Annotated in this window: 8 protein-coding genes; 2 read left to right on the top strand and 6 right to left on the bottom strand. The window is 68.6% G+C overall.

Going from position 1 to position 11,121, the window contains the following annotated elements:
* The 6 genes from AC1DXV_RS24935 to kdpF form a co-directional block, all read right to left on the bottom strand.
* Nucleotides 1–2,143, bottom strand: a 2,143-nt coding sequence (locus AC1DXV_RS24935) for a DUF4118 domain-containing protein (protein WP_477936067.1), incomplete at its 3' end; no start/stop codon positions are given.
* Between the two features lie 24 nt (nt 2,144–2,167).
* Nucleotides 2,168–3,133 (bottom strand): magnesium and cobalt transport protein CorA, encoded by a 966-nt coding sequence (locus tag AC1DXV_RS24930; protein WP_477873050.1) that lies wholly within the window; start codon nt 3,131–3,133, stop codon nt 2,168–2,170.
* A gap of 21 nt (nt 3,134–3,154) precedes the next feature.
* Entirely contained in the window at nt 3,155–3,742 is a 588-nt protein-coding gene (kdpC, locus tag AC1DXV_RS24925; protein ID WP_477873052.1) for a potassium-transporting ATPase subunit KdpC, read from the bottom strand.
* A 12-nt stretch (nt 3,743–3,754) separates the two neighbouring features.
* A complete protein-coding gene (gene kdpB / locus AC1DXV_RS24920; RefSeq protein ID WP_477936065.1) occupies nt 3,755–5,839 on the bottom strand; it encodes a potassium-transporting ATPase subunit KdpB in 2,085 nt (694 codons plus the stop codon).
* Nucleotides 5,836–7,557, bottom strand: a complete 1,722-nt coding sequence (gene kdpA, locus AC1DXV_RS24915; protein WP_477868351.1) for a potassium-transporting ATPase subunit KdpA — start codon at nt 7,555–7,557, stop codon at nt 5,836–5,838. Before kdpA ends, kdpB begins: the two co-directional genes overlap by 4 nt.
* Nucleotides 7,557–7,652 carry a K(+)-transporting ATPase subunit F gene (gene kdpF / locus AC1DXV_RS24910; RefSeq protein WP_477868349.1) on the bottom strand — a complete coding sequence of 32 codons (96 nt, stop codon included), beginning with the start codon at nt 7,650–7,652 and terminating at the stop codon, nt 7,557–7,559. Before kdpF ends, kdpA begins: the two co-directional genes overlap by 1 nt.
* Before the next feature lie 186 nt (nt 7,653–7,838).
* Between kdpF and AC1DXV_RS24905 the strand changes: the two genes are divergently transcribed.
* Together AC1DXV_RS24905 and AC1DXV_RS24900 are read left to right on the top strand one after the other, a co-directional pair.
* Nucleotides 7,839–8,201, top strand: coding sequence for a response regulator (locus AC1DXV_RS24905; protein ID WP_477868347.1), 363 nt, complete (start codon nt 7,839–7,841; stop codon nt 8,199–8,201).
* Between the two features lie 156 nt (nt 8,202–8,357).
* The coding region (locus AC1DXV_RS24900) for an EAL domain-containing protein (protein ID WP_477936064.1) at nt 8,358–11,121 on the top strand (2,764 nt) is incomplete at its 3' end.

Raw genomic sequence — 11,121 nt, 5'->3', positions numbered from 1 at the left:
ACTTGTCGCCAAGCCCGGCGGCGAGCTCGCGCTGGCGCGGCGACAGCGGCGGCTGGCTCGCGGCCAGCAGCTCGGCGGTGGCGACCAGCGCGGCCAGCGGCGTGCGCAGGTCATGCGACAGCGCGGACAGCAGCGAGTTGCGCAGCCGCTCGGACTCCATCTGCACCGTCGCCCCCTGCGCCACCTCGATGTAGTGGACACGCTCCAGCGCCATCGCCGTCAACACCGCGAAGGTTTCCAGTTGCTGCCGCTGTTCGGGGATCAGCAGGAAGCGAGGCTCGGTCGGCTGGATCGCCAGCACGCCACGCGAGCGCATCGGCGCCTTCAGCGGCAGGTAGAGCCAGGCGCTGCCCGCCAGCGTGTCGGTGCCCAGGCCGGAAGCCTGGTGGTGATCCAGGGCCCATTGCGCCGTGCCGAAATCCAACCCGGCGCCGTCGGCGGGAGGTTGCAGCCGATCGCCCATGTCCAGCACATAGAGGGCCACCTGGGCCCGGAACTCGCGCGCGATCACCGCCTGTGCGACCTCGACGACGTGCTGCTGCGTCAGCGTGTTCGAGAGGTCGCGCGCCGCCTCGAACAGAGAGCGCGAACGTGCCTCGCGATGGGTCGCGACCCGCGCCTGGAAGCGCAGGCCGGCCGTGAGCTGCCCGGTGACCAGGCCGACGATCAGCATGACGGCGAAGGTCAACAGGTACTGCACGTCGGAGACGGCGAACGACAGGCGCGGCGCCACGAAGAAGTAGTCGAAGGCAGCGACGTTGAAGAACGCCGCCAGCACCGCCGGCCCCCTGCCCAGCCACACGGCCACGCACACGACCGACAGCAGGAACACCATCACGATGTTGGCCAGCGCGAAGTACGGCACCAGCAGGTGGGTGAACGCCGTGGTGCCGGCACAGGCCGCGAGTGCGAGCCCGTAGCGGCGCAGGTGCGCGACCGTGGCGGTGGCCGGCTCGGTGCCGAGGCCCCTCTCTGTCGCCACAGGCGACCGCGAGCGTCGCAACTGGCCGACTTCGAGGCGGTCGATGTCCGGCGCGATGCGCGAGATCGCCTGGCCCAGCGTGCGCCGTGGCCACCACGGCGCCCAGCGTCCGTCGGCGCCGCAGCCGAGCACCAGTTTCGACAGGTTGTTCGCCCGGGCGTGCGCGACCAGGGCGGACGCCACGTCCTGGGCCGGCAGCACGGCCGTGCTCGCCCCCAGTTCCTGCGCCAGCTTGACGGTCTGCAGGATGGCTTCGCGCCGGTGGCCGGGGAGCCGCTGCAGCGTGGGCGTCTCGACATACACCGCATGCCAGGTGACGGCCAGTTGCTGCGCCAGTCGCGCGGTGCTGCGCACCACGTGCTCGGCGCCCGGCTGCGGGCCGATGCAGCACAGCAGCGCGCCCTCGGTCTTCCAGACCTGCGCGATCGCGCGGTCGCTGCGGTAGGCCTGCACGTCGTCCTCGACGCGATCGGCGGTGCGGCGAAGCGCCAGCTCGCGCAACGCCATCAGGTTGCCCTTGCGGAAGAAGTTCTTCGCCGCGCGCTCGGCCTGCGCCGGCAGGTAGACCTTGCCGGCGTGCAGGCGCKCGATCARCTCGTCGGCCGGCGTGTCGACCATCACGATCTCGTCGGCCCGGTCGAAGAAGGTGTCGGGCAGCGTTTCCTGCACCACGATGCCGGTGATGCCGCCGACCACGTCGTTCAGGCTCTCCAGGTGCTGCACGTTCAGCGTGCTGTAGACGTCGATGCCGGCGGCCAGCAGCTCCTCGACGTCCTGCCAGCGCTTCGGGTGGCGCGAACCGGCGACGTTCGAATGCGCCAGCTCGTCGACGAGGATGAGCCCCGGCTTGCGGGCCAGGGCCGCATCGAGGTCGAACTCGGCCAGGCGCTTGCCGCGGTGGTCGATCTGCGCCGCCGGCAGCACCGGCATGCCTTCGAGCTGGGCGGCGGTGTCGCCGCGACCGTGCGTCTCGACGACACCGGCCACCACGTCCACGCCATCGGCCAGCAGCTGCCGAGCAGCGACCAGCATCGCATAGGTCTTGCCGACACCGGCAGATGAACCGAAGTAGATGCGCAGGCGACCGCGGCCCTCGCGCTGCTCGTCCGCGTGGATCTGCGCCAGCAAGGCGTCAGGGTCGGGGCGCTGGTCGTCGGTCATCGTCTCATGCAGATCAAGTTGAAGTCACAGCCAGCCGGAGCGCCGGAATCGCCACCACACGAACCCGCAGGTGGCGGCGATCAATGCCAGCGCGGCCGGGTAGCCCCAGCGCAGCTTCAGCTCCGGCATCACCTCGAAGTTCATGCCCCAGATACCGGCGAAGGCAGTGGCGACGGCGAAGATGGCGGCCCACGCCGCCAGGCGCTTCGTCACCTCGCCCTCCTCGATGGTGACCATCGACAGGTTCACGGTGATGGCGGTTGCGATGGTGTCGCGGATCGAATCGATCGCCGCGTCGATCCGCGCCAGGTGGTCACTGACATCGCGGAAGTAGGCCTGCGTGTTCTCGCACACGGCCGGTACCCGGCCCCCGTACAGCTTGCCGGCGAACTGCAGCAGCGGCGACACCGCGTGCTTCAGCGTCATCACCTTGCGCTTCAGCTCGTACAGGCGCTGGATGTTGGTGTGCGCCGCGCCGCGGATGAAGATGCGCTCTTCGATGCTCTCCAGCTCCGTCTGCAGCACTTCGAGGATCGGAAAGTAGCGGTCCACCACCGCGTCCATCAGTGCATAGAGAACGTAGCCGGATCCCTGCTTCAGCAAGCGGGGCTCGCGCTCGCAGCGCTCCCGCACGCCGAGGAAATGCTGCTTGCACCCGTTGCGCACCGACAGCACGTAGTTGGGTCCGGCGAACAGCGCCACCTCGCCGACATTCAAGTCGGTGCCGACCAGCTCGACGAGTTGCATGACCACGAACAGCGCGTCGCCATACTCCTCGACCTTGGGCCGCTGGTGGCCGTGGCTCGCATCCTCGATCGCCAGCGGATGGAGATTGAACTCCAGCCGCATGGTGTCGAGTTCCTGCGCCGACGGATCACGCAGCGCCACCCAGACGAAGCACTCGGGCTTGTCGAGGTAGTCGCTGATGTCCCGGACCGGCAGATCGACAAGCCGGGCTCCCGCCTGATAGGCCACACAGTTGATCAGCATCTCGGCGACGACGGGCGGCGGTCAGGAGGGTGTCACGTCGAGTGCCAGGTTCAGGCGCAGCACGTTGACGCGCGGCTCGCCGAGGAAGCCGAGCCAGCGCCCCTTGGTGTGCTGCTCGATCAGGTCCTGTACCTGCTTCGGCGACAGGTTCCGTGCCTTCGCGACCCGTGCTGCCTGGAACAGCGCACCCGCCACGCTGAGCTCGGGGTCGAGCCCGCTGCCCGACGCGGTCACCAGGTCGACCGGCACCGGCGCGGTGTTGCCGGGGTCGGCAGCGCGCAGCGCCTCGATGCGGCCCTTGACTGCATCGACGAGCGCCGGGTTCAGCGGCCCCAGGTTGGAGCCGCTGGAAGCGGTCGCGTTGTAGGGCATCGGCGCGGTGGCCGATGGGCGGCCCCAGATGTATTTCGGGTCGCTGAAGTTCTGGCCGATCAGCGCGGAGCCGATGGGCTTGCCGCCGCGCGTGATCAGGCTGCCGGCGGCCTCCTGGGGGAAGACGACCTGGCCGATGCCGGTCACGACGAGCGGGTAGGCGGCGCCGGTCAATGCGGTCAACACCGCGAAGGTGACGAGGGCCGGGCGAAGGAGGGACGAGACAGCGGAAGTCATGGTCGATGTTCCTCAGACAAGATGCAGCACGGACAGCAGCAGGTCGATCAGCTTGATGCCGATGAACGGCACGATCAGGCCACCGAGCCCGTAGATGAAGACGTTGCGGCGCAGCAGCGCGGCCGCACCGATCGCGCGGTACTTGACGCCCTTCAACGCCAGCGGGATCAGGAACACGATGACGATCGCGTTGAAGATCACCGCCGACAGGATGGCCGACGATGGGCTCGCGAGCCGCATCACGTCGAGCGCGGCGAGTTGCGGGTACGTGGTCGCGAACGCAGCCGGGATGATCGCGAAGTACTTGGCCACGTCGTTGGCGATCGAGAAGGTGGTCAGCGAGCCGCGCGTCATCAGCAACTGCTTGCCGGTCTCGACGATCTCCAGCAGCTTGGTCGGGTTGCTGTCGAGGTCGACCATGTTGCCGGCCTCCTTCGCGGCCTGCGTGCCGGTGTTCATCGCCACCGCCACGTCGGCCTGGGCCAGCGCCGGCGCGTCGTTGGTGCCGTCGCCGGTCATCGCGACGAGGCGACCGTCGGCCTGGTGGTCGCGGATCATCTTCAGCTTGGCCTCGGGCGTGGCCTCGGCCAGGAAGTCGTCGACGCCGGCCTCGGCTGCGATGGCCGCCGCGGTGAGGCGGTTGTCGCCGGTGATCATCACCGTCTTGATGCCCATGCGGCGCAGTTCGGCGAAACGCTCCTTGATGCCGCCCTTGACGATGTCCTTCAGCTCGACCACGCCGAGCACTCGCGCCCCGTCGGCCACCACCAGCGGCGTGCTGCCCTTGCGCGCCACCTCCTCGGCAGCGGCCTGCACGTCGGCGGGGAAACTGCCGCCCAACGACTGCACATGCTTGCGGACAGCGTCACCCGCGCCCTTGCGCAGCTGACGCAGCGTGCCGTCGCCGTTGTCGATGTCGACACCGCTCATGCGCGTCTGTGCGGTGAACGCGACGAACGCCACCTTGTGGCTCGTCAGGTCGCGCTCGCGCAGGTTGAACTTCTGCTTGGCCAGCACCGTGATGCTGCGGCCTTCCGGCGTTTCATCCGCCATCGACGCGAACTGCGCCACGTCGGCCAGCACCTGCTCGGTGATGCCCTTGGCGGGCACGAAGGCCGAGGCCTGGCGGTTGCCGAGCGTGATCGTGCCGGTCTTGTCGAGCAGCAGCACGTCGACGTCGCCGGCGGCTTCGACCGCGCGGCCCGAGGTGGCGATCACGTTGGCGCCCATCATGCGGCTCATGCCGGCCACGCCGATGGCCGACAGCAGCGCACCGATGGTGGTCGGGATCAGGCACACCAGCAACGCGATCAGCGTGGTGATCGTCACCGGCGTTCCCAGCTTGGCGGCGTCGACGCTGAAGATCGAGAACGGCAGCAGCGTCACGGTGACGACCAGGAACACGATCGTCAGCGCCACCAGCAGGATCGTCAGCGCGATCTCGTTCGGCGTCTTCTGGCGCTTGGCGCCCTCGACCATCGCGATCATGCGGTCGAGGAAGGATTCGCCAGGGTTCACGCTGATGCGCACCACCAGCCAGTCCGACAGCACGCGGGTGCCACCGGTGACCGACGCGAAGTCGCCGCCCGATTCGCGGATCACCGGCGCGGATTCTCCGGTGATCGCGCTCTCGTCGACCGAGGCCACGCCTTCGATCACCTCGCCGTCGAGCGGGATGGTGTCGCCCGCCTCGACCAGCACGACCGCGCCCTTGCGCAGCTCGTCTGCCTCCATCGGGTGCCACGAGGAGCCATGGCGCGGCTGCTCCAGCTTCTTCGCGATCGTCTTGCGCTTCATGCCGCGCAGCGATGAGGCTTGCGCCTTGCTGCGGCCTTCGGCGATCGCTTCGGCGAAGTTCGCGAACAGCACGGTGAACCACAGCCAGAGTGCCACGGCCAGGATGAAGCCTTGCGGCGCCTCGCCCTTTCCGCCGAGCGCCTGCACCCACAGCAGCGACGTGATGATGCTGCCGACGTAGACGACGAACATCACCGGGTTGCGCCACTGCACGCGCGGGTCGAGCTTGCCGAATGCGGAGGCGATGGCCGGCTTCACGAGCGCCGGGTCGAACATCGAGAAATTCTGGACGGTTGTCATTGCGGATTCCACAGCATCAGGTGCTCGACCACCGGCCCCAGGGCCAGCGCCGGCACGTAATTGAGCAGGCCGACCAGCAGCACGCTGCCGATCAGCAGGGTGACGAACAGCGGGCCGTGCGTCGGCAGCGTGCCGGCCGTGACGGCCAGGCGCTTCTTCGCGGCCAGCGAGCCGGCGATCGCGAGCACCGGCACGATGACGCCGAAGCGGCCGAACCACATCGCCACCGCCAGCAGCATGTTGTAGAACGGTGTGTTGGCCGACAGGCCCGCGAAGGCGCTGCCGTTGTTGTTGGCGGCCGACGTGAGGGCGTAGAGGATCTCCGAGAAGCCGTGCGCGCCGGGGTTGGCGATGCCGGCCTTGCCGGCATCGGCCAGCACCGCGATGGCAGCCCCGGCCAGCACCAGGATCGGCGTGACCAGGATCGCGATCGAGGTCATCTTCATCTCGTGGGTCTCGATCTTCTTGCCCAGGTACTCGGGCGTGCGGCCGATCATCAGCCCGGCGATGAACACCGCGAGGATCGCGAAGATCAGCATGCCGTACAGCCCGGTGCCGACGCCGCCGAAGACGACCTCGCCGAGTTGCATCAACACCAGCGGCACCATGCCGCCCAGCGGCGTGAACGAGTCGTGCATCGCGTTCACCGCGCCGCACGAGGCAGCCGTGGTGATGGCGGCGAACAGGCCGCTGGCGGCGATGCCGAAGCGCGCTTCCTTGCCTTCCATGTTGCCGCCCGGCTGCGTGGCACTCGCCACCTGGTCGACGCCGAGCTGCGCGAGCAGCGGGTTGCCCTGCTGTTCCTGCGCGGTGACGACGACCACCGAGACGACGAAGATCGCCGTCATCGCCGCCAGCACCGCCCAGCCTTGCCGCATGTCGCCGACCATGCGGCCGAACATGAACACCAGCGCGGCCGGAATCAGGAAGATCGACAGCATCTGCAGGAAGTTGGCGAGCGGCGTCGGGTTCTCGTACGGGTGCGCCGAGTTCGTGTTGAAGAAGCCACCGCCGTTGGTGCCGAGCATCTTGATCGCCTCCTGCGACGCGACCGGGCCCATCGCGATCGACTGCGGCGAGGCCTGCAGCGTCGTCACGTCCTGGTAGGCGTCGACGTTCTGGATCACGCCCTGGCCGACCAGCACGAGCGCGAACACCAGCGACAGCGGCAAGAGCACATAGGCGGTGACGCGCGTGATGTCGACCCAGAAGTTGCCGATCGACGCCGACGAGCGGGCCGCGAAGCCGCGCACCAGCGCGATCACGACGACGATGCCGGTGGCGGCCGACAGGAAGTTCTGCACCGTCAGCGCGAGCATCTGCGTCAGGTAGCTCATCGTCGACTCACCGGCATAGCCTTGCCAGTTGGTGTTGGTGACGAAGCTGATCGCGGTGTTGAACGACGAGTCGGCGCTGACCGCGGCCATCGCCTGCGGGTTGAACGGCAGCACGCCTTGCAGGCGCTGCAGCGCATAGACGGCCAGCACGCCGAGCAGGTTGAACACCACCAGCGCGGTGGCGTAGTGGCGCCAGCCCATGCCGCCGGCGGCGTCGACACCGGCGATTCGGTACAGGCCGTGTTCGGCCTTCACGAACGGCGAGAGCCAGCGGGGGAATCGCCCTTCGGCGACGGCGGCCAGCCACCGGCCCAGCGGCCAGGCGAGCAGTGCGAGGATGGCCAGGAAGGCCACCAGAAGCATCCAGGCTTGCGAGTTCATCAGAAGTCCTCCGCCTTGAGCAACGCATAGACGAGGTACACGAGCAGGCCCAGCGATGCCAGGCCGGCCAGCCCATACAGAAACGGAAAGTCCATGGACTCCTCACGACGGTGATTCGGATGTCCAGGAGCGTAGGGACGGGCGTATCAAATCGGTGTATGGATTCGGGTGCTGCGCATCAAGACGGCGTAAAGACTCTGAATCCGCCCCTGGACGCCAGGACCGTTAAAGTAGCGCTGCCGCGCCGTTGCTCGAACAGGCGCAGCCACAGGGAGCCAGCCATGCCTTCGATCCTCGTCGTCGACGATTCGGCGTCCATGCGTCAGATGGTGTCGTTCACCCTCAAGAGCGCCGGCTATGCCGTGACCGAGGCCGTGGACGGCCAGGATGCCTACGAGAAAACCACCGCGCGCGACTTCGACCTGGTGCTGACCGACCAGAACATGCCCCGCATGGACGGCCTCAGCCTGACGCGCAAGCTGCGCGACAACCCCAAGTTCAAGAGCGTGCCGATCCTGGTGCTGACCACCGAGTCCAGCGACCAGATGAAGCAGGCCGGCCGCAGCGCCGGAGCGACCGGCTGGCTGGTCAAGCCCTTCGATCCGGCCAAGCTCATCGAGGTCATCCAGAAGGTGCTGCGCTAGAGCCCCATCCGGCAGGGTAAACCCCCATCGCTGCCAACTGTTCGACATAAATCAGCTTCGCGCCGCCACGCGCTCAAGCCGGTCACCCTGCACGTCGATATCCGGGCAAGCGTTCGACAGAGACGCCCGTACATCGCTTCGATGGAGACTGTCATCGTGTCATCACCCCCCGCCGCTGCCGAACGACTGGCCGTCACCGACGCCGCGCTTGCGCCAGGCCGCGCCCCGCTGGCGTCCCAGGCCTACCAGGCGTTCCTCGAACAGGCGCAGGTCGGCGTGTTCCTGATCCAGGACGGCCGCTTCCGCTACGTCAACCCGAAGGTGGTGGAACTGCTGGGCTACACCGAAGCCCAGCTGATCGGCATGGTCGCGACCGTCGTGGTGCATCCGCAGGACGTGGGCCGCGTGGCCGAGCACATCCGCCAGCGCATGGCCGGCGTCGCCGGCTCGGCCTACGACATCCGCTGCGTGCGCGCCGACGGCAGCGTGTTCGCCGCCCGCGTGTTCGGGCGCCGCATCGACTTCGAAGGCCGCGAGGCCGACCTGGTGACGCTCAGCGACGTCAGCGAGATCCAGCACGCACGCGAGCTGTCCGAATGGCGGGCGCGCATGCTGGCGCAGACCGAGTTGCTGTGCCGCAGCGGCTCGGTGGAGATCGACCTGGCCTGCCGGCGCGCCACGCTGTCGTCCGGCGCCTATGCGCTGCTGGGCGAGACGCACGAGCCGGGAACGCTGTCGATCTCGGCCGCGCTGCGCTGGCTCCCGCGCGACGAGCGCCGCTACGTGATGTCGATCTGGCGCGGCGCGGCGCCCGGCGATCCGTTCGAATTCCAGCACCGGCTGCTGCGCGCCGACGGCAGCCGGCTGGTGGTGCTGCACCGTGGCATCGTCGACGTCGGCACCGACGGCGAATCGCTGCGCGGCGTCATCATCCTGCAGGACATCACCGCGCAGCGCGAAGCCGAAGGCCGCATCCAGGAGCTCGCCAACTACGACGAGCTGACCGGCCTGCCCAACCGCGTGCTGCTGCTCGACCGCGTCGACGCCGCGGCCCATGCGGCGCAATGGGACGGCAGCCGCTTCACGCTGCTGTCGCTGAACGTCGCGCAGGTCGAACAGGTCGAGGAGACGATGGGCTTCGGCGCCGGCGACACCCTCGCGATGGCCGTCGCGGCCCGCCTGTCGGGTCTGTGCAAGAGCGACGAGACGCTCGCGCACCTGGGCGGCGGCGAGTTCGCGGTGCTGCTGGACCCGTCCCTCGCCGACGACGAGAACGCGGTGCTGGAACGCGCGCGCGCCATCCTCGACGGGCTGCGCCTCCCCGAGAGCGTCGGCAAGACCGAGGTGTACCTGAGCTGCTCGGTGGGCGTCGCGACCTACCCGGGCGACGCCGACAACGCCCATCGCCTGCTCGAATGCGCCCAGACGGCGCGCCTGCACACCGACAGCGGTGCGAGCCGCATCGCCTTCTTCACGCCGCAGGCGAACGAGCATGCCGTGCGCCGCATGACGCTCGAATCCGCGCTGCGCCGCGCCATCGGGCGCCAGGAACTGTCACTGCACTACCAGCCCCAGGTCGACCTCACCGACGGCCGGCTGCTCGGCGTCGAGGCGCTGGTCCGCTGGCATTCCAGCGAGCTCGGCGACGTGCTGCCGGTCGAGTTCATCCCGGTGGCCGAGCAGACCGGGCTCATCATCCCGATCGGCGAATGGGTGCTGCGCAGCGCCTGCACGCAGGCGGCGGCCTGGGCCCGCGCCGGCCTGCCCGAGCTGCGCGTGCACGTGAACCTGTCGCCGCTGCAGCTGCAGCAGCCCGACATCGCCAAGCGCCTGCACGCCATCCTGCTCGAGACCGGTGCCAACCCGGCGCACCTGGGGGTCGAGGTGACCGAGAGCATGCTGACGGTCGACGTCGAGCACGCGTCGCGCATCCTGCGCGAGCTGAAGGCGATCGGCGTCGAGATCTCGCTCGACGACTTCGGCACTGGCTACTCGAACCTCGGCGTGCTGCGGACGCTGCCGATCGACATCGTGAAGATCGACCGCTCGTTCGTGCACGACGTGACCGCGGCGCCGGAAGACGTCTCGATCACGCGCGCCGTGCTGACGATGGCCCATGGCCTGCAGATGAAGGTGCTCGCCGAGGGCGTCGAGACCGAAGGCCAGCTGAACCTGCTGATCGCCAACGGCTGCGACATGATCCAGGGCTTCTTCTTCAGCGAACCCGTGCCGGCCGAAGAGGTCGAGCGCATGCTGCGCGAGAAGTACCGGCTGCCCGACCGCTTCCTGACGCGCAGCCAGCGCAAGCGCACGCTGCTGCTGGTGGACGACGAGGAGAACATCGTGTCCTCGCTGCGCCGCCTGTTCCGCCGCGACGGCTACCACATCGTCACCGCCAACAGCGGCGCCGAAGGGCTGCAGCGCCTGGCCGAGGTCAACGTCGACGTCATCGTGTCGGACCAGCGCATGCCCGGCATGACCGGCGTCGAGTTCCTGCGCCGCGCCAAGGAGCTGTACCCCGACACGGTGCGCATGGTGCTGTCCGGCTACACCGAACTGCAGTCGATCACCGACGCGGTGAACGAAGGCGCGATCTACAAGTTCCTCACCAAGCCCTGGGACGACGAACGGCTGCGCGCCCACGTCGCCGAGGCGTTCCGGCAGAAGGACCTGGCCGACGAGAACCGGCGCCTGGCGCACGAAGTGCACAGCGCCAACCACGAGCTGGCGCTCGTCAACCAGCGCCTGGAAGAACTGCTGGCGCGCCAGCGCGAGCAGACCAGCCTCGAGGAAAGCCGCGCCGCCAATGCGCGCGGCGTGCTGGAGAACGTGCCGACGCCCATCATCGGCATCGATGCCGACGGCATGATCGCCTTCGTCAACCGCGACGCGCAGGCCCTGCTGTGCGACGTCCCGGCAC

Source organism: Rhizobacter sp. P3_C12 (assembly GCF_056402735.1).
Note: the sequence above shows the minus strand (reverse complement) of the source record. Positions and strands in the feature narration are given on the sequence as shown.

Coding starts and splice junctions, on each gene's coding strand:
- kdpB (WP_477936065.1), bottom strand. CDS start 5,839: ATGACAACCGTCCAGAATTTCTCGATGTTCGACCCGGCGCTCGTGAAG.
- AC1DXV_RS24930 (WP_477873050.1), bottom strand. CDS start 3,133: ATGCTGATCAACTGTGTGGCCTATCAGGCGGGAGCCCGGCTTGTCGAT.
- AC1DXV_RS24905 (WP_477868347.1), top strand. CDS start 7,839: ATGCCTTCGATCCTCGTCGTCGACGATTCGGCGTCCATGCGTCAGATG.
- kdpC (WP_477873052.1), bottom strand. CDS start 3,742: ATGACTTCCGCTGTCTCGTCCCTCCTTCGCCCGGCCCTCGTCACCTTC.
- kdpF (WP_477868349.1), bottom strand. CDS start 7,652: ATGGACTTTCCGTTTCTGTATGGGCTGGCCGGCCTGGCATCGCTGGGC.
- kdpA (WP_477868351.1), bottom strand. CDS start 7,557: ATGAACTCGCAAGCCTGGATGCTTCTGGTGGCCTTCCTGGCCATCCTC.